Source organism: Nitrosomonas sp., assembly GCF_021731985.1.
In the GTDB taxonomy this organism is placed as follows: domain Bacteria; phylum Pseudomonadota; class Gammaproteobacteria; order Burkholderiales; family Nitrosomonadaceae; genus Nitrosomonas.
The window spans coordinates 63559-82702 of sequence record NZ_JAKFWH010000060.1; the positions used below are offsets into that span (position 1 = coordinate 63559).

Consider the following 19144-nt stretch of genomic DNA (forward strand, 5'->3'; position numbering starts at 1 on the left):
GTTTACATAGCCGTCTATGAACTCCAAGACATTCTAATTGGGAGCAATATTGCAGCGTATCGTCAAATCGGCGAACATGAGATGTAGAACTTCGCCCCGGCTACTCAATACTTGTTTGATTAGTACTCAAATTAAACTGAAAGCGGGATAGAGGCATATTCTGTTATGTGTTCGTAAGATTCTGTCGCTACAGAGAATCCCCTGCTTTTTTATACTCTCTTAAATTAGGCAAAGAAACTCCTTGTTACGCTTAGAAAGCAATATACTTAAGTATTTAAACAATAACACTAAATTTAAAAATGAATTCATTGCCAGAAAATACCTGGGAATTAAATGAGGTGGCCAGGAACACCGACATTCTCTCGGAAATATCCTCTGAGTTTGATATTGAGGCTAATCCGGGCACAACCTCTAATCTACAATTTTACGATGACTTTGATTCTCATCTGTGGAAGGCGAATTATCTGCTTTGCCAAGTGAATAAACAGCAATTCCAACTCATTGATCCTTCTGGCTGTATTGGCGAAGTTGGCGCATCAAGTGGAGCCAGATTCTGGTGGGAATTTTCAGGGAATCAAGTTAAAGACAAATTGCAAAGTTTAGTTGGTTTGCGCGCGGTATTACCTATCGCATCCATAAACTTGCTTGAGACGGATTTTTCATTGCGCAATGACGATCAAAAAATAGTGGTGAGAGGTCGTTTAACACAAACGATGGTTGGCAACAAAATTGGCCTTTATCTCACACTACAAGCGCTGCGGGGCTATGCAAAATATTATACCAGGGCTGCACAGCTTCTCAGGCATTTCATTAAGGCGGAAATTAATCATTTCGGATTGAGATTCCTGTTAATGGTTCAAGGTATTCAGGCCCTCGAACCAAAACAAGGTGCTCTACTATCCCTGACGGAGGATATGCGGACAGAGCAAGCGGTACGAGCAATGGCCACTGCTATGCTTGTTCAGACAAAGCTTTATGTTGGTGGTGTAATTGCAGATACAGACACCGAGTTTTTGCATCAATTTCGAGTTAACGTTCGAAAACTAAGATCATTAATCAGTTTGTTAAAACAAGCATTGCCGACATCAATGCTTGACACGCTAAAACCTAGACTATCTTCAATTGCAGGCAAAACGAATAAGCTTCGGGATCTAGACGTATTTATACTGGCTCAAGACAGTTATCGTGCGATGTTGCCAGCAAATTTTGAGAGTGGCTTAAACGAGCTGTATCGCTTAATTGAAAAGCAGCGCAAGCAAGAAAAAAACAAAGTGGCTAAATATTTGTCCTCTACCGAGTATAGGAACGATGTCGCTACCTGCGCAGCAGAATTATCTCAGAGCTCTGCTTTTCAAACACCCATGGCATCAAAACCAGTATTGCAAGCTGTAAAAAAATTATTGTTAAAACGCTATCATAAAATGTTAGCAATGAGCGCGGCTATTAATAGCCAGTCAGCAGATGAAAAAATTCATGAATTACGCATTGAATTTAAAAAGCTACGCTACTTGATCGAATTTTTTGTTGATTTGTTGCCAAAGAAACGTACAGGCAAAATAGTCAGTGAAATTAAAAAGATACAAACAGTATTGGGTAACTACAATGATTATTGTATCCAGATAGAGTTTTTAAACAGTTATATTGATGATACCCGGATTGAAATGTCAAAAGCTTTGAGTGGTTTGATAGCAATTTTGTATCGAAAGAAAACAGAAGAACGTCCGAAAGTTGAAGGCGCATTAGCAGATTTTTTCACAGAAAATATGACCATTGAATTTGATTTGGTATTTGAGGCAGCAGAGACAGGAGATTCAGAATGAAAGTGATTGCTTGCTACAGCATGAAAGGGGGCGTCGGAAAAACGGCTACTGCGGTCAATCTTGCCTACTGGGCTGCCAAATCCGGGTTAAAAACATTACTAATTGACTTGGATCCTCAAGGTGCCTCGTCCTTTTATTTCAGAATCAAGCCATCCTCAAAGAAATGGGCAAAGCGCTTTTTTAATGCGTATGAAAACTTGGTAAAACACATTAAAGCAAGTGATTTTGAGAATCTGGATATTATTCCGGCACATTTGAGTTTTCGTAACTTTGATACACTGTTGGCAGGCTTCAAAAAACGCAAAAATCGGTTGAAGCGCGTATTAAAAGGCTTCAACAAAGAATATGACTTGGTGATACTAGACTGTCCGCCATCCATTAGCTATCTGTCGGAATCTATATTTATCGCATCTAATTTGGTTTTGGTGCCTGTTATTCCTACCCCGCTTTCAGAACGGACTTTTGAGCAGCTGATGGCATTTTTTGAGGAAAATGATTATCCGCAGAATAAGATCGTACCTTTTTTCTCAATGGTTCAAGGACAAAAGTCGCTGCACAAAGCCACGATGGAAGCCATGTCGGCAAGATACAAAATGTTTCTGAATACAATCATCCCTTATTCATCAGATATCGAGAAAATGGGCGTACACAAAGCACCTGTCGATGTTTTTGCTAAGTCTCAGCAGGCTAATTACGCTTATATCAAACTTTGGAAAGAAGTTTCAGAAACCGCGAGAAAGTGTGGATAAGTTAGAGCAATTGAGATGGGATGAAAATTCTATTTAATTGAGAAAAAATCGGACCTGCGCCGGAAAGAGCCTGGATTTTTTATGAGGAAGTATCTAATTTTCTATCATCCATGACCAGGGAAGTGCAGCTGGAAAAATCACGATATAGTTTTATCTGAATAGTCATCGACTTGAGTAGGGTATTTATAATGAATCACACAGACCTCTGATATTATCAGCAGTAGGGTTTTAATCTAAAGTGGAAGCCGTTAGCTTTACACCGCCGGAGTTTGCAGCTTTAGGTATGATTGAAAATAAACGCTATCAGAGTGCCCATCCAGTCAAGGAAGGTAAACGGGATTATGGCTAGCAAGCAACATCATAAGAAAAAGCGCATCGCAGTAGTTCCTGTCGTCATGAGCAAAACTAGGCTCAAGGTATATCTGATAACCAGTCGTGAGGAACGAAAGTGGATTATACCCACAGGAAAATTGGAGAAGAAGCTCAATAACAGACAGGTAGCAGCACTGGAAGCGTTTGAAGAGGCCGGCATTCTCGGTAAGCTTGATAAACACTTCAGAGAGCAAGTGTTACTGCAAAGTCCCAGTGGCAAACACAAGCGCAAAACAACGGTTTTTTTGCTCTACGTCAAGCGTATTTTAAAGTGCTGGCCAGAAATTCATGACCGCAAGCGTAAACTGGTAAGTTTGAAAAAATATTTAAAGTCGGTTTCCAATAGAAAGCTAAAACGAAAGTTAGCAAAAAATATATATGCCTAGAATTTAATACTGATCATCTTCAGTTTGATCCATTTTGAATGGATAGAGGCTTTAAAATTCTATTTTTCGTACAATTTTGATGAATTTTTGGCCTTTACACACCCTACTGAAAATTGTACAGCGGCATATCATAGCTTGTATCAAAGATTTTAAGCCGTCTTTAGATTTGATGGATTCTGCAAGTTAGGAATGATTAGTTTTTTGCTGAAAAACATAACTTCAGCGCCTTTGCAGTGATGTCGTGCGTTGTGATTGATATCACAGATCGTGGTCGGATAACCTTTGTACATCTCAATAATTTCCGGATTGTTGTCGCATAAAACTATCCAGTGCTGAGTGATATGTTCCTTGACCAGTTCTGCAATACTTACGTGATCATTATGCAAATTGTGATTTTCATAAAGCCCGCGCCCTTTGACATAGGATGGGGGGACAATATAAGTAAGTGTTTTGTCGGGAAGTGTCGGTAATACGGTTTTAATAAAATCTGCCGCATTTTGGTTATAGAGATGAATCCGTGAATGGTACAGTGCAATCAACTCAATCCTGCGAATCAAGTCAACCTTATCAAAGCGTGCATCAAGCTTCCAATGACAGTCCTGATTTTCTCCATTGATAGATCCTCCCCAGAGGATTCCTAAGCGATTAACTCGATTTAGAAAAAAAATTGAGAATCCCACTTCAAGTGGACTGTGATTCGCAAGGGAATTTAGAATAGCCTTCTGCCGTTGCCATTCTTTCATTGTTATTTCTACATCGTGAATGGCTCTGCAAAGTGCTTCCGGTTGATTGATAACACTGCACCAGAAAGCGTATATAGCAGGATTCGCATCGTTCAAATGGATGCAGGATACATAGCCGCGAGTTAGTAAATTTATTGCTATCTCCGCACCGCCTGCGTAGGGCTCAACATAATGTCCATCTAACAGATTGTTTTGCTCAAAAATCAACTTAATGAATCTTGATAATTTGTTTCTTCCGCCTGGGTAACGTAAAGGGGTATTGAGTTTCATCGGATACTCCATTGTGAATTTGATGCGATGCTAACAACCAGGTTCTTACGCAGAAATAAAGTCATTTTTTATTATACATTTGATATAAGGCGAATACACGGTTCAAAACCCGCTATCAAGGTTTGTTAAAATTTAACAGAAATTTACTTGATCTCCCTATTTGACATCACATTTCAATCGCACCAAATTCTGTGCCTAAGATTTCTTGTGCTGCAAGACCAAGACCATCGCGATAATAGCATAGTGATTTTTCCAAGCCATCGGCGCCCATCGTAGTCAGCGTAATTTGAGCTAACTTTCAAATAAGTATGTGCAACTGGTGATCTGTCATATTTATGTAATCAAATTTTTTTATAATTTATAAAATTACTTCTCGTATCCCTGAAAATTGTTGGGATTATGATTAAACAGAAACTAGGTTCGCGCAAATCTGAAAAGTTGCATCCTTATGCCAGCTTGCTGAATGAGCTGGAAGGGTTGCGGAGTGAACTGTTGGCGCTTGAATACTCATCCTCGACAACACTGCAGCATGTACATCCTTCCCATCTATTCAGTGCCGTTAATCTGATTCACTACCTGGTCTTGAGGCGACGAGATATACGGTCGCTGCAAGAAAGATTGGCGGCAGTGGGTCTCTCATCGTTAGGTCGCATGGAATCGCATGTCTTCGCCAATCTCAATGCGATCATTGCTCTTTTGAGCTGCGCATTAGGCAAGAAATCGGTTGACAAAATAGTGCCTCCCGCAGAGGCGGTAGGCGCGGCACAGCTTGAAAGCAACACCAATCAGTTATTTGGCAAGCCTCCCTCGCATCGCAGAGTCCGGGTCATGGTCACGATGCCAGGCGGAGTGGCGGACGATTATTCGTTGATCAAAGACATGCTCATCCATGGTATGGATTGCGCCCGCATCAATTGTGCGCATGATACACCTGAAATATGGAACCGCATGATTGCGCATATCAATTTGGCGCGTCGTGAAACCGGCAGGCCTTGCCGTATCCTAATGGATTTGGGTGGTCCTAAGTTGCGCACTGGCGAAATTGCCCCAGGTCCGGCTGTACTTAAATGGAAGCCACAACGAGATCTCTATGGCAACGTGATTGCACCCGCGCGAATATGGTTGCATCCCGAAAGCGATACTTCTCCCAGCCCGGCTCCTGCAGATGCTTGTCTGCCTATACAGGGAGATTGGCTGACAAAATTTACATCGCGCGATATCATTGAGTTTACTGACGCGCGGGGTTCCTCCCGTAGCGTGCAATTGGTTGGTCAAATTGGAACAGGCTTTTGGGGCGAATCCAGTCAAACCACCTATATCACGCCTGGTATAGCACTCAATCGCCTGCGGGTACCTGTGTCCGGACATCCCCGTCGTACGGGTTGTACCGGCATTGTCGGAACGCTATCGCCAGTACCTGAATTGATCCGCTTGCACATTGAAGACAATCTGAATATCACATCTGAACCTTTGCCGGGTACGCCAGCCCAGTTCGATGCGGGAGGACGATTGCTGCATGCGGCCAGTATTGCCTGCTCCTTGCCGGAAGTATTTCTAAACGTCCAGCCAGGTGAACGTATCCTGATTGATGATGGCAGAATCGGTGGCGTAATTCGCAGTGTCTGTAAAAATAAATTAGTCGTTGAAATCACGCAAGCCCGCGAAGGTGGAGAGAAACTGCTCGCGAATAAAGGCATCAACTTACCGGATAGCCGACTTGAGTTGAATGGTCTGACGGAACAAGACATAGAGCACCTGGAATTTGTCGTGAAACATGCAGACATGGTCGGACTTTCATTTGTCAGAAGGCCTGCTGACATTCTGTTATTACAAAAGCATTTGAAACGGTTGAAAGCTGAAAAATTGGGGATCGTGCTGAAAATCGAAACGCGCGCTGCGTTTGAGAATCTACCGGAACTGTTGTTGACTTTGCTGCGATCATCAAATGTCGGTGTAATGATTGCGCGTGGTGATCTGGCGGTGGAATGCGGCTATGAAAGATTGGCGGAATTACAGGAAGAAATTCTTTGGTTGGCTGAGGCGGCGCGTTTACCGGTGATATGGGCTACGCAGGTATTGGAGGGATTATCCAAGAGCGGCAAACCCAGTCGCGCTGAAATAACCGATGCGGCGATGGGTGTGCGTGCCGAATGCGTTATGTTGAATAAAGGATCGCATATTATCGAAGCAATCCAGTCATTGGATGACATCCTGCATCGCATGCAATCCCATCAGAATAAAAAGATATCGCTGTTGCGGCGCCTGCATTGGTAAGCTTTCGCTGGGAGCAAGTAAGTTTTTCTTCTGATTCACAAGGAATTTCTAAGAATTTTGAATTCACCAAAAAAATTTGATAGATCAATTTCCTCAGAGTTTTATGTCCATAATGGCCAAGATTGCGGAAAGTGCAGATTCAAAGCTATCAACACATGTTCTTGGCTCTCCTTTTACTGTTCATGACCATTCGATTAATATTCTTGTCATGATGCTGTCATTCCCCCATGCAAAAATTCAAGACTATCCGGTGTCAGTATTGACTGGCGGGATCTCGTTAAACCTCAAAGGAAATAAACATGATAACTTTTAAACAAAAATCAAAAATAATGCTACCAGTACTTTTGGCAATCTCATTGGCAGTGCCGGTTGCAAATGCAACACCAGTATTGCTTGGTATCGGGAGTCTTCCAGGTACCGGAAGCGATTTGTCAGGTTTGACAGGCACACTCGAAAGTGGAATCTCCGCTAATCTTCTGGGTGGAATGGGTTCTGGCTTTGCCTATGCCGGAAACAATACCTTCCTAGCACTGCCAGATAGAGGTCCGAACGCTCTCGCCTATACCGGAGGAAGTGCCGTGGATAACACCACTTCCTATATCTCCCGTTTTCATACAATCGGCTTAAGCTATTCGGCGGGCACCACACTACCTCTCACAGTTACAACTACCTTAGACGATACCACTTTGCTTTCAAGCGCCACATCTTTGACGTACGCAACCGGTGCCGCACCCGCTTTAAATACTGCGACGATTAACTATTTCAGTGGCCGCTCGGATAATTTTGGAGCCGGCAGCTCGCTCAATCCAAATAACGGACGTCTTGATCCTGAAGGCATTCGTGTTTCAAACGATGGTAAAAGCGTGTTTATCTCAGATGAATACGGTCCTTATGTTTACCAGTTTGATCGCCAGACTGGCGAGCGTATCAATTCATTCGTTTTGCCAGGTAATTTAGCCGCAGCGAACCTGAGTTCAAATGGTGCCGCAGAGATCAGCGGCAATACCGATGGCCGGGTTGCCAACAAAGGCATGGAAGGACTCGCTATTTCCCCGGATGGCACAACTCTCTTCGGTTTTATGCAAAGCCCATTGTTGCAGGATGGTGGCGATGGTGGACGGGCCAATCGCATAGTTTCAATAGACATTGCGACCGGTGCAACGCATGAATTTGCGTATGACAACCAGATTGGCACAAAAAATTACAACAGCAGTGAAATACTCGCCATTAATAATCATGAATTCCTGGTTCTCGAACGGGATGGTAAGGGGCTAGGTGATGGCTCAAATGCGGCGATCAAGCAGTTGTGGAAGGTTGATCTGGATGGTGCTACCGACATAACGAGTATGAGTGGCCAAGCAAATCTGTTAGCTAATCAAGGGCATCCGGATAAAAGTTTGTTCCTTGATATCAGAGCATTGCTTAATGCAAACGGCATTACTGATGCAAACATCCCGGCCAAGCTGGAAGGCGCGGCTTTTGGTGATGACGTAATTGTTGGTACCGAAACTTATCACACACTCATATTAACCAACGACAATGATTTTACAACCGCTGCCGGAGATAATCAGTTCTTTGTAATCGGTTTCAAGGATGCTGATCTTGGAGGCTCGGTTTATCTTCCTCAAGCCGTATCGGCAGTTCCAGAGCCCGAAACCTATGTTATGTTATTAGTCGGATTTAGCTTACTGGGATTCATGGCGCATCGCAGAAAAGAATCAATAGCTTAAATAAACTTGCTCCGCGCGCCCTGCACCTATCCCCGTGGCAAGACCACGGGGAATTGCAAGTTAAAGTCTTTAAATAGAGTCTCCTCAGAAAGTCAGCAGACATTGTGGCTGTAGCCTGATCTTTTCTTGATGCTTTGAAATATATTTAAGCAGCAACCAAACATCAATTGGCAATATTTATAGTTGCGCGCGCAAAGGCAAATAAAAACCTTCAACAACACCATCAGATTCATGACCAGAAAGATGCTATTGATCCATGCTTCGCTGGTACGTGCTGTTTTGGCACGGATGTAATTCAGGTTATAGCCGTTTTTGCCTTGTCCGAACTTACCTTCAATTGGTATACGCTGCCGCTAGTCTTCACGCCGTTGCTTTTGTAGTTGCTTAAATTGTGCTCGATTATCTTCTGTTATCTTGGGAGGACGCTCCAATGGTTTGCCAGCAAAATGAATGCCTTTTTCCTTCAGGTAATGCCTGTTGTCTCGAGTACCGTAAATAGTGTCACCCAACACACTTTGTGGATAATATCCGTAACACTGTTTGTAGGCTTCAACTTGTGTGGGCAAATCGCTTCCTTCATGGAAGGCATCCCAGCGGATGTGGTCAACACTAGCAATACCCGATACTGTCAGGCTAACAAGCTCTCTTTAAGAGCCGTGTTGTTAGTTCGGGTTCGACGGATAAACATTCCCTGCTTTTACAGAAAAAGCAAGAGGAAAAACTATGCGGTCAAAAATATTATGGCACAACAAAACAGTTTCCGGCAGGTTTAAAAGCAATACACAATAATAATCAATTCGTTAAAAAATCAACCAAGCAAAAATTTGCTGTGTGATGTTAAAGATGGGTTAAGAATCTTTAAGCGAGATAAATCTGGGGATACTATAACAGGATCTTTCTTCATTTCTGCAAATTGATCCAAAGCATCTGGAGACCGATATTGAAGGTGCTACTCTCATAAAGAATCGTATCTATTGGATTACAATCATTCTGAAAAGAACTCACGCGCCTTATCCATCCAAGACTTAGCACGAGGGCTGTGACGTGGGCCATCATTCAGACTTATTGTCTCCAGCTCCTCCAGTAATTCTTTCTGACGCGCTGTCAGTTTAACCGGGGTTTCCACAACGACATGACAAAGCAAATCGCCTTTCTCACGACTGCGCACACCTTTGATTCCTTTACTGCGCAAACGAAAAATCTTTCCCGTTTGCGTTTCAGATGGCACTTTAATTTTGGCATGCCCTTCTAGGGTGGGCACTTCGATTTCTCCACCTAACGCGGACACAGTAAAACTAATCGGTATCTCACAGTGCAAATTATCACCATCACGACGAAAAACAGAATGTGCTGATAAGTGAACCACCACATACAAATCGCCGGGCGGTCCACCGTTCACTCCGGTCTCACCTTCACCTGATATACGAATACGATCACCATCATCAACTCCTTCCGGAACTTTTACATTCAGTGTCTTATGTTGCTTTACGCGCCCTATTCCATGACAAGTTAAGCAAGGATTCGCGATAATTTTGCCAGCGCCGTGACACTTGGGACATGCTTGCTGGATAGAAAAGAATCCCTGTTGCATTCTTACCTGCCCATGGCCATTACAAGTAGGACAGGTTTTCGGTGAACTCCCTGGTTTGGAACCACTACCATGACAAGGTTCACATTGCTCCATTGTCGGAATGCGAATCTTTGTTTCGGTTCCATGCGCCGCTTGCTCCAGGGAGATTTCCAGGTTGTAACGTAAATCAGAGCCACGATGCACATTTGATCGTGCACCACCGCGTCCCCCGCCAAAGATATCTCCAAAAATATCACTAAATGCATCGCTGAATCCCTGCGCACCGCCCCCGCCTGCTGCACTGGCATCAACGCCAGCATGGCCGAATTGATCATAAGCAGCGCGTTTATTAGCATCCGTCAATATTTCATAAGCTTCTTTGGCTTCTTTGAACATCTCTTCCGATTTAACATCACCGGCGTTCCGATCGGGATGATATTTCATTGCCAATTTACGATAGGCTTTTTTGATTGTACTTTCATCGGCATCACGGGTGACACCAAGCACTTGATAGTAATCGCGCTTACTCATATTGATTTCCTGCTACCGGGATAAAATTTATACTGCTTTGGTTTTTAAAAGAATTTAAATTCCACATCAAACACCAAAACGCAGAGCACGCAGAAGAATTCGAAAATTCTCTTCCTGCGTCTCTGCGCTTCAGTGGGCAGAATGAAAATTTATTTCTTGTTTTTGACTTCCTCAAACTCTGCATCAACCACTTCACCTTCCACTGGTTTTTCACCCTGATTGGATGAAGCCCCTGATTCAGGTTGAGCTTGCTGGCCTTGTTGATCTTTTTGCTGGTACATCTTTTCAGCCAGTTTGTGCGCCGCTTCGGTCAACGCTTGTGTTTTGGCATCGATGTCGTCTTTATTATCAGTTTTGAGCACTTCTTCTGCATCCTTCAATGCCATCTCAATTCTAGCTTTCTCATCACTACTCAGTTGATCGCCATATTCTTTCAACGATTTTGTAACCGAATGAATGATGGCATCGCACTGATTACGGCTGGAAATCAACTCCAGTGCCTTATGATCTTCCTCGGCATGCGCTTCGGCGTCTTTTACCATGCGTTCGACTTCGTCATCCGACAAACCGGAGCTTGCCTGGATTTTGATCTTGTTTTCCTTGCCAGTGGCCTTGTCTTTGGCCGATACGTGCAAAATCCCATTTGCATCAATATCAAATGTCACTTCGATTTGCGGCATACCGCGCGGTGAAGGCGGAATATCACTCAGATTAAATTGCCCCAAGCTCTTATTACCCGATGCCATCTCACGTTCGCCCTGTAACACATGGATAGTCACAGCTGTCTGATTCTCTTCCGCTGTAGAAAATACTTGCTGTGCCTTGGTTGGAATTGTAGTATTTTTCTGAATCAGTTTGGTCATTACACCACCCAGCGTTTCGATACCTAACGACAGCGGTGTCACGTCTAATAGCAAGACATCCTTCACGTCGCCCTGCAATACGCCACCCTGAATAGCTGCACCAACCGCAACGGCTTCGTCTGGATTAACATCCTTACGGGGTTCTTTGCCAAAAATTTCCTTAACCTTTTCTTGAACTTTCGGCATACGTGTTTGCCCACCGACCAGAATAACATCGTCAATGTCCGAAGCGGATAGACCCGCATCCTTAATTGCTGTGCGGCAAGGTCCGGCGGTGCGTTCTATCAGATCTTCCACCAGACTTTCCAATTTTGCACGGGTTATCTTGACGGCCAAATGTTTGGGTCCCGATGCATCGGCAGTAATATATGGCAAATTAACTTCCGTTTGCTGGCTGGATGATAATTCAATTTTTGTTTTCTCTGCGGCATCCTTCAAACGTTGCAATGCCAACATATCCTTCTTCAAATCAATGCCGGATTCTTTCTTGAATTCATCAACCAGGTATTCAATCACACGCAAATCAAAGTCCTCTCCACCGAGGAAAGTATCACCATTGGTAGCTAACACCTCAAACTGGTGCTCGCCTTCAATTTCAGCAATTTCAATAATGGAAATATCAAAAGTACCGCCGCCTAAGTCATAGACAGCAATTTTCCGATCGCCTTCTTTCTTATCCATACCAAAAGCCAATGCTGCGGCTGTTGGTTCATTGATAATACGCTTCACTTCTAGACCGGCAATCCGTCCGGCGTCTTTAGTTGCTTGGCGTTGTGAATCGTTGAAATAGGCTGGCACTGTGATGACAGCTTCAGTTACTGGCTCACCCAGATAATCTTCGGCTGTTTTCTTCATTTTTATCAATACTTGTGCGGAAACTTCCGGTGGCGCAATTTTTTTACCGCGCACTTCTACCCACGCATCATTGTTATCAGCTTTGATGATGCTGTAAGGCACCATCTTGATGTCTTTTTGCACCATGTCTTCGTCAAAACGGCGTCCAATCAGACGTTTCACCGCAAACAACGTATTTTTAGGATTGGTAATCGCCTGGCGTTTCGCCGAGGCGCCCACCAAAACTTCATTATCTTCCGTATAGGCAACGATAGAAGGCGTTGTCCGCGTACCCTCTAAGTTCTCAATAACTTTAGGTTTTCCGTTTTCCATAACGGATACACAAGAGTTGGTGGTACCCAGATCGATACCGATAATTTTTGCCATGTTAAGATCCTTTTAAAGATTAATTCTGCCTGTCAACTGACCTAAAAGTGGAGATACTTCGGGAAAATTCAAGTATCTTTTGCTTTCGAAACCGACACAAGTGCTGGACGGATAATGCGTTCATGTAACTTGTAGCCTTTTTGCATGACTTGAACCACTGTATTTGGAGCCAATTCAGAATCAACCGTACACATTGCCTGATGTTGATGCGGATCGAACTTCTCCCCTTTGGGATCAATCGCCTTAATGCTGAATTTATCAAACACGTTGGTCAATTGTTTTAGTGTTAATTCCATACCATTTTTATAACTCTCTACACTTGCATTCTCAATTGCCAATGCCGCATCAAGGCTATCCATTACCGTCAGCAACTCAGCAGAAAAATTCTCGATCGCATATTTATGCGCATTAGTCACATCACTTTGAGCACGTTTTCGAATATTCTCTGTTTCAGCTTTGGCACGTATCCAAGCATCATGATGTTCGGCTGCCCTGATCTCAGCTTCTTTCAATAACTGCTCAAGGCTGGGTTGCAGATCTTGGTTTTCTCCGGTTTGAATGGTTGAATCACTGGTTATTCCGGGTATTTTGGTTTCCTCTTTCGCATTGAGTAATTCAGCTAAGTTATCTTCTGGATTATTTGAATTTTCTGGGCTTTGCATCGTACCTCCTAATGACTGTGCAAGCGATATTGGGGCTGCATTTTTAAATTTCAAGCCGATAATTGAAAATTATTCACACGCTATCCAAATTGTATGGATTAGCGCGTCAGTTCCATGCATTACTCTGGCTGTAATTTTCGATCAATTTTTGATTTTTACGGCTAAAGTACATGCTTTGCCAATATAATTTCTGGGAGTTAATGCCAGCAGGCGATCTTTCTCTGCTTCAGGAATACTCAGATCAGCAATAAATTGACGCAGCGTATCTCTGGTAATACCACTCTTGCCGCGCGTTAACGCTTTCAGTTGCTCGTAAGGGTTAGCAATGCCATAGCGTCGCATCACTGTTTGTATCGGTTCAGCCAGAACTTCCCAAGTGTTATCCAAATCAGCCAGTAATTGTGCCGGATTGACATCCAGCTTATTGAGCCCTTTATTGCAGGAATCATAAGCCAGCAGGGTATGCCCTAACGCTACACCCATATTACGCAATACGGTAGAATCGGTTAAATCCCGCTGCCAGCGAGACACTGGTAATTTCTCACTTAAATGACGTAGCAATGCGTTGGCGATACCCAAATTACCTTCTGAGTTTTCAAAATCGATCGGATTGACTTTGTGCGGCATCGTTGAAGAACCCACTTCATCCGCTTTGGTCTTTTGCTTGAAATAACCCAGAGAAATGTATCCCCAGATATCGCGATTCAGATCCAATAAAATGGTATTAATCCTTGCATACGCATCGAACAATTCTGCGATCGTATCGTGGGGTTCAATTTGAGTCGTATAGGGATTAAATTCCAGACCCAGCTTTTCAACAAATAACTGTGCAAATTTTTCCCAATCCAGATCCGGATAGGCGGATAAATGCGCATTGTAATTACCAACCGCACCATTGATCTTGCCCAATATGGAAACTGCTTCGAGTTGTTTCTTCCCGCGTTGTAAACGATAAGCCACATTAGCCATTTCTTTACCTAAGGTCGACGGCGTGGCTGGCTGACCATGCGTACGAGCCAGCATCGGAACATCCGCTAATTGATGGGACAATTCAATCAGTCTATTGGTAATTTTATCGAGCGCAGGCAACATGACTTGTTCCCGGCTGGATTTGAGCATCAGGCCATGCGACAGATTATTGATATCCTCAGAGGTGCAAGCAAAATGAATGAATTCTGCCACCTTCACAACTTCAGCATTATCTGCCAGTTTCTGTTTTAGCCAATACTCAACGGCTTTTACATCATGATTGGTTGTGGCTTCAATGGTTTTAACTGCTTCTCCGTCGGCAACAGAAAAGTTTGCTACCAGATTATCCAGCTGTGTATTGGTTTCAGATGAGAAAGGCGGAATCTCAAAAATCCCTGGTTCGTAACTTAGCGCTTTAAACCATGCCACTTCAACCTGAACGCGATAACGAATCAAGGCAAATTCACTGAAATAAATTCGTAGCGGCTCAACTTTAGTTTGATAACGGCCATCCAGTGGAGATAAAGCGGTAATTGCAGAGAAATTCATAGTTTTTCAATTTTTTTCAATTCGGGATTTTAACATGCCTGCTTTATAGCGGAAGCAGCCAATTCTGAAACATCAATATTAAAACCTTAACCAATGTTTTCTCAAGAGAGATAATGCAGTCATATTTTCCACGATATCTAACTCAATGCGGCATAAAAAATTTATCGTGGATACGTCGCGTAGTGCGCCAAACCACCCAGAGTACGATAGGAATCATCAATCCGACAGCCACTTCCGGGTGAATGGGTAAGCCAGCAGCGTTGCCAGCTTTGGCTATATACAGCAACAAACTAATTACATAATACGTAATGGCTGCAATCGACAAGCCTTCCACTGTACTTTGTAACCGCAATTGTAATTCCTGACCACGAGTCAGTTTTTCCAGTAATTGCTGATTTTGTGTTTCGGTCAGAATATCGACTCGCGTACGTAGCAATGCGCTCGCTCGTGAGACACGCGCAGAGAGATAACTCATTCGCTGTGCAGTCGCTTCAACTGTCGCGATAGCCGGGGAAAGCCGCCGCTGCATAAACTCGCCAATGGTCTGAGTGCCTGGTATGGCTTTTTCTCTGAGTTCGCCGATACGTTGTGTTACCAGCTTATTGTAAGCTTGTGTTGCTGCAAAGCGATAGGCATGCGCAACAGTGGCATGCTCGATACGCGTCGCCAATGAAATGAGTGTATCAAGTAATTCTTGATCAGAAGCGGCTTTATTTTCGAGTTGTGCGGTAATATCAGCCAACTGCTGCTCCGCTCTGGTCAATTCAGGAATAAGCCGCTTAGCTACTGGCAGACCTTTTAACGCCATGAGCCGGTAAGTTTCAATTTCAAGCAAGCGTTGCGAAACACGCCCTGCCCGCGTTTCTGATGCATTAAGCGGCATAATCACCAGCATACGTTCAAAACCACTAGGACGCAGCATAAAATCCGTCACCGCAAGCGAGTGTTCATCTCGACCGATAAGAGATGCCACTATCGGATTCCCTCCAAACCACTTACGTGCCTGAATGAGCAATTCATCGGGTTCGTTCAGATCGCCATGCACCATGGCCAGTTTGACAGCAGCGAAAGTCCGGCCAGGAATTTCAGCCAACCACCCCTGCGGTAAGGTCAAGTAAGAAAGTAACTCAGGATCTGTCGCACCCAATTGAGCAATTTCTGGTAAATGTTGTACAAGCGAGTACCGCGTAAATTCGCTATGACGTTCCCATCTCAAGGTATAGCCCTGCAATCGCAAGCGTAGAAAGTTATTCTGCAATTGTTCAAGCGTCAGCGTCTTTTGGCCGGGAAGACAGCGCAAGTGCTCACACTCTTGCTCGCGTGTTATACCATCATTGATGACCACAACATAAATCACCAGTGCGGGTAATCGAATCCGCTGACTCGGGCGCGCATGCACTTCATTGTGCAATGAAATTCGTTGCGGATCATCGTCAGGCAGCAAGCCGGATGAATGAATGTCAATATTTGGATACATACGCATAGAAGAATAAGCAATTTTTTGGCAGATCTGAATGTACCAAGGATCCAGTGCCAGGTCAAAAACACTGAAAAACTACCACTCATAGTCTACAATGACTGATCGCTATTGTAGCTTACTGTGCTTGAAAGCTATCTTCCGAGATTTTCGTGATACGTTTAAAAAATTACATGTCGAATATCAATCACAACATACCTTTATCAGCATCGCAACTACAGCTTAGAAGCCTTGAATCTGTATGGCATCCTTGCACGCAAATGAAGCAGCACGAAACCTATCCGCTCGTTCCGATTGTGAGCGGCAAAGGGGTATGGCTTTATGATGCTGCTGGCAAGCGCTATCTTGATGCGATTAGTTCCTGGTGGGTCAATCTATTTGGTCACTCCAATCCTTACATCAACGCGGCAATCCACGATCAGCTTGAGAAAATAGAACATGTCATGCTGGCAGGTTTCACCCATGAACCGGTTGTATTACTATCGGAGCGACTCAAGAAAATAGCGCCCGGCACACTCGGGCATTGCTTCTACGCCAGCGACGGAGCCTCGGCGATTGAAATCGCGTTAAAAATGAGTTTTCATTATTGGCTTTTGTGTGGTCAACCACAGAAAAGCAATTTTGTCAGCTTGCAAAATGATTATCATGGCGAAACACTCGGTGCATTATCGGTTACTGATGTGGCAATCTTCCGGGAAACTTATGCGCCATTGCTGCGGCCGTGCACACATGTTCCCACACCCGACTGGCGTTATGCGGAAACCGGCGAATCCCCGAAAGATTATGCCATCCGCGCCGCCGCCGTGCTGGAACGCTATTTAGCAGAAAATCATGCCCAAACCGCCGCATTCATTCTTGAGCCACTGGTTCAAGGCGCTACCGGCATGGGCATGTATCACCCTGTTTATCTGCAACGTGCCAGAGAAATCTGCACTCGATACCAAGTACATTTGATTGCCGATGAGATTGCTGTTGGCTTCGGCCGGACTGGAACGCTATTTGCCTGTAATCAAGCAGACATCACGCCGGATTTTCTATGTCTATCGAAAGGTCTGAGCGGCGGATACTTGCCGCTGTCCGTTGTGATGACTTCTGATACGGTTTTTCAGGCTTTTTATGATGACAAAACAGCGCATGCATTTTTACACTCTCATTCGCATACCGGCAATGCATTAGCTTGCCGGGCAGCACTGGCCACGCTGGATATTTTTGAACACGATCATGTTATTGAGACTAACAAGAACAAAGCGGCCTATTTGAATAAAATAGCAGCACCGCTCGCAGATCATCCAAAAATCAGAAATTTCCGCAATTGTGGAATGATATGGGCTTTTGAAGTAGAAACGAATGATTGTGAGTTTGCAGCGAACTGTTTTCAGGCAGGTTTAAAGCAGCAAATACTACTGCGTCCCCTAGGGAAAACCATTTATTTCATGCCCCCCTATATTATCAACGAGCAGGAAATAGATTTGCTGGTAAATGCCACGCTGCATGTGTTGGACACGTTATAAATCACTGAAAGGAATTTATTGCGATGCAACTTACTTTCTTGGGTGCAGCCGGTGAAGTGACCGGATCCAGTTATCTCATCGAAACCGGAGCAATACGATTCCTGGTCGATTGCGGCATGTTCCAAGGCGGCCGAGAGGCGGACAGAAAAAACCGTACTGCTTTTAAATTCGACCCTAAAACGATCGATTTTGTATTACTAACCCATGCCCATATCGACCATTCCGGTCTACTGCCGCGGTTAAGCGCATGGGGGTTCAGAGGCCCGGTTTATTGCACAGAAGCAACTGCGGATTTACTTCAGGTCATGCTCAAGGACAGCGCATATATTCAAGAAAAAGAAATTGAGTGGCGCAATAAATCACGTCATCGCAGCCGATCAACACAGGAGCTTGCGCCGTTATATACCGTCACTCAAGCGGAAGTGCTTCTCAAGCAATTAATCCGTGTGAATTACGATACAGAAATTAATCCCCACCCATCCGTACGCTGTTGTTTCCGGGATGCCGGGCACATCCTCGGATCATCCATTATTGAGCTATGGATCAAAAAACACGCTGATTTCAAGAAAATTGTATTCTCGGGCGATTTGGGACAACCCGGTCACCCGATTGTACGTGACCCCACTTTCATCCAACAAGCAGATATTCTGCTGATCGAATCAACCTATGGCAATCGCTTGCATCGAAATATGCCCGATACCTTGGATGAATTGGTTCATGCGATCAACCATACACTTATCCATAAGGGCGGCAATGTGATCATACCCGCTTTCACCGTTGGCCGTACCCAGGATCTGCTGTTTCTGCTGATTGACCTCTACCGTCAAGGTAAGCTGGGAGAAATGGATATTTATGTTGATTCACCGATGGCGCGAGCGGCGACAGAAATCACGCTCAAACATATTGCATTGCTCGATAAAGAAACTTCCGACACGCTGCAGTGGATGAATAAGAATGTGAGAAAACCACAAATACATTTCGTGCAGGATATTGAGGAATCCATGCAGCTTAATCACATTAAACATGGGCTCATCATTATTTCAGCCAGTGGTATGTGTGATGCCGGGCGTATCAAACATCATCTCAAATACAATCTTGACAGATCCGAATGCAGTATACTGATTACCGGGTTCCAGGCGGAAGGAACTTTGGGAAGACGATTAGTAGACGGTGCCCGGAAAGTCAGGATCTTTGGTGAGGATGTTCGTGTCAAGGCAATCATATATACCATCGGCGGGCTCTCGGCGCATGCCGATCAGGCAGATTTAATTAACTGGTTGCGACACTTCCAGAAAATGCCCGAAAATATTTTTGTCGTACATGGTGAATTCAGCAATTCTTCTGCTTTGGTTACCGCGATTCAACAGAAACTCAATTGGACGGCACGCATTCCGGAACAATTGTCAGTTGTCACGCTTTAGCCCTGTAAACTGCCGGCTTCAGTGAT

General features: G+C 44.1%; 13 protein-coding genes and 1 pseudogene. 7 read left to right on the forward strand and 7 right to left on the reverse strand.

Annotated features, from left to right (window positions below; all coding sequences use genetic code 11):
* Nucleotides 1-299 precede the first annotated feature (299 nt).
* The 3 genes from QZ942_RS08080 to QZ942_RS08090 all read left to right on the forward strand — a co-directional run bounded on the left by QZ942_RS08080 (nt 300) and on the right by QZ942_RS08090 (nt 3327).
* Nucleotides 300-1820 (forward strand): CHAD domain-containing protein, encoded by a 1521-nt coding sequence (locus tag QZ942_RS08080; RefSeq protein ID WP_292994450.1) that lies wholly within the window; start codon nt 300-302, stop codon nt 1818-1820.
* Nucleotides 1817-2569, forward strand: a complete 753-nt coding sequence (locus tag QZ942_RS08085) for an AAA family ATPase (RefSeq protein WP_292994452.1) — start codon at nt 1817-1819, stop codon at nt 2567-2569. The genes QZ942_RS08080 and QZ942_RS08085 overlap by 4 nt, the downstream gene beginning before the upstream one ends.
* 341 nt (nt 2570-2910) lie before the next feature.
* Nucleotides 2911-3327, forward strand: coding sequence for an NUDIX domain-containing protein (locus QZ942_RS08090; protein ID WP_292994454.1), 417 nt, complete (start codon nt 2911-2913; stop codon nt 3325-3327).
* A 149-nt stretch (nt 3328-3476) separates the two neighbouring features.
* Here QZ942_RS08090 and QZ942_RS08095 read toward each other — a convergent pair whose 3' ends face one another.
* On the reverse strand, nt 3477-4340 hold the full coding sequence (locus QZ942_RS08095) for a DNA adenine methylase (protein WP_292994456.1): 864 nt from the start codon (nt 4338-4340) through the stop codon (nt 3477-3479).
* A 399-nt stretch (nt 4341-4739) separates the two neighbouring features.
* Between QZ942_RS08095 and QZ942_RS08100 the strand changes: the two genes are divergently transcribed.
* Both QZ942_RS08100 and QZ942_RS08105 read left to right on the forward strand, forming a co-directional pair.
* Nucleotides 4740-6614 (forward strand): pyruvate kinase, encoded by a 1875-nt coding sequence (locus tag QZ942_RS08100; RefSeq protein ID WP_292994458.1) that lies wholly within the window; start codon nt 4740-4742, stop codon nt 6612-6614.
* Between the two features lie 299 nt (nt 6615-6913).
* The gene (locus QZ942_RS08105) at nt 6914-8344 is read left to right on the forward strand and encodes an esterase-like activity of phytase family protein (protein ID WP_292994460.1); all 1431 of its coding nucleotides are present in this window, start codon (nt 6914-6916) and stop codon (nt 8342-8344) included.
* Nucleotides 8345-8553: 209 nt separating this feature from the next.
* On the opposite strand, the pseudogene QZ942_RS08110 reads toward QZ942_RS08105, so the two are convergent.
* The 6 genes and pseudogenes from QZ942_RS08110 to QZ942_RS08135 form a co-directional block, all read right to left on the reverse strand.
* Nucleotides 8554-8982: pseudogene (locus QZ942_RS08110) on the reverse strand (transposase); the annotation flags it as partial.
* A 347-nt stretch (nt 8983-9329) separates the two neighbouring features.
* Nucleotides 9330-10445, reverse strand: coding sequence for a molecular chaperone DnaJ (dnaJ, locus tag QZ942_RS08115; RefSeq protein ID WP_292994462.1), 1116 nt, complete (start codon nt 10443-10445; stop codon nt 9330-9332).
* Nucleotides 10446-10594: 149 nt separating this feature from the next.
* Nucleotides 10595-12529 carry a molecular chaperone DnaK gene (gene dnaK, locus QZ942_RS08120; protein ID WP_292994464.1) on the reverse strand — a complete coding sequence of 645 codons (1935 nt, stop codon included), beginning with the start codon at nt 12527-12529 and terminating at the stop codon, nt 10595-10597.
* A gap of 68 nt (nt 12530-12597) precedes the next feature.
* Nucleotides 12598-13191: a nucleotide exchange factor GrpE gene (grpE, locus tag QZ942_RS08125; RefSeq protein ID WP_292994466.1), complete on the reverse strand. Its 594-nt coding sequence runs from the start codon at nt 13189-13191 to the stop codon at nt 12598-12600.
* A 141-nt stretch (nt 13192-13332) separates the two neighbouring features.
* Entirely contained in the window at nt 13333-14709 is a 1377-nt protein-coding gene (gene purB, locus QZ942_RS08130) for an adenylosuccinate lyase (RefSeq protein ID WP_292994468.1), read from the reverse strand.
* A 142-nt stretch (nt 14710-14851) separates the two neighbouring features.
* Nucleotides 14852-16186 carry a DUF3422 domain-containing protein gene (locus QZ942_RS08135; RefSeq protein WP_292994470.1) on the reverse strand — a complete coding sequence of 445 codons (1335 nt, stop codon included), beginning with the start codon at nt 16184-16186 and terminating at the stop codon, nt 14852-14854.
* Nucleotides 16187-16359: 173 nt separating this feature from the next.
* Between QZ942_RS08135 and bioA the strand changes: the two genes are divergently transcribed.
* Together bioA and QZ942_RS08145 are read left to right on the forward strand one after the other, a co-directional pair.
* Nucleotides 16360-17697 (forward strand): adenosylmethionine--8-amino-7-oxononanoate transaminase, encoded by a 1338-nt coding sequence (gene bioA, locus QZ942_RS08140; RefSeq protein WP_292994540.1) that lies wholly within the window; start codon nt 16360-16362, stop codon nt 17695-17697.
* 23 nt (nt 17698-17720) lie between these two features.
* Nucleotides 17721-19118 carry an MBL fold metallo-hydrolase gene (locus QZ942_RS08145; RefSeq protein ID WP_292994472.1) on the forward strand — a complete coding sequence of 466 codons (1398 nt, stop codon included), beginning with the start codon at nt 17721-17723 and terminating at the stop codon, nt 19116-19118.
* The last annotated feature ends 26 nt before the right edge of the window (nt 19119-19144 follow it).

Coding starts and splice junctions, on each gene's coding strand:
- QZ942_RS08085 (WP_292994452.1), top strand. CDS start 1,817: ATGAAAGTGATTGCTTGCTACAGCATGAAAGGGGGCGTCGGAAAAACG.
- QZ942_RS08105 (WP_292994460.1), top strand. CDS start 6,914: ATGATAACTTTTAAACAAAAATCAAAAATAATGCTACCAGTACTTTTG.
- QZ942_RS08135 (WP_292994470.1), bottom strand. CDS start 16,186: ATGTATCCAAATATTGACATTCATTCATCCGGCTTGCTGCCTGACGAT.
- QZ942_RS08080 (WP_292994450.1), top strand. CDS start 300: ATGAATTCATTGCCAGAAAATACCTGGGAATTAAATGAGGTGGCCAGG.
- bioA (WP_292994540.1), top strand. CDS start 16,360: ATGTCGAATATCAATCACAACATACCTTTATCAGCATCGCAACTACAG.
- QZ942_RS08095 (WP_292994456.1), bottom strand. CDS start 4,340: ATGAAACTCAATACCCCTTTACGTTACCCAGGCGGAAGAAACAAATTA.
- QZ942_RS08090 (WP_292994454.1), top strand. CDS start 2,911: ATGGCTAGCAAGCAACATCATAAGAAAAAGCGCATCGCAGTAGTTCCT.
- QZ942_RS08100 (WP_292994458.1), top strand. CDS start 4,740: ATGATTAAACAGAAACTAGGTTCGCGCAAATCTGAAAAGTTGCATCCT.
- purB (WP_292994468.1), bottom strand. CDS start 14,709: ATGAATTTCTCTGCAATTACCGCTTTATCTCCACTGGATGGCCGTTAT.
- grpE (WP_292994466.1), bottom strand. CDS start 13,191: ATGCAAAGCCCAGAAAATTCAAATAATCCAGAAGATAACTTAGCTGAA.
- QZ942_RS08145 (WP_292994472.1), top strand. CDS start 17,721: ATGCAACTTACTTTCTTGGGTGCAGCCGGTGAAGTGACCGGATCCAGT.
- dnaK (WP_292994464.1), bottom strand. CDS start 12,529: ATGGCAAAAATTATCGGTATCGATCTGGGTACCACCAACTCTTGTGTA.
- dnaJ (WP_292994462.1), bottom strand. CDS start 10,445: ATGAGTAAGCGCGATTACTATCAAGTGCTTGGTGTCACCCGTGATGCC.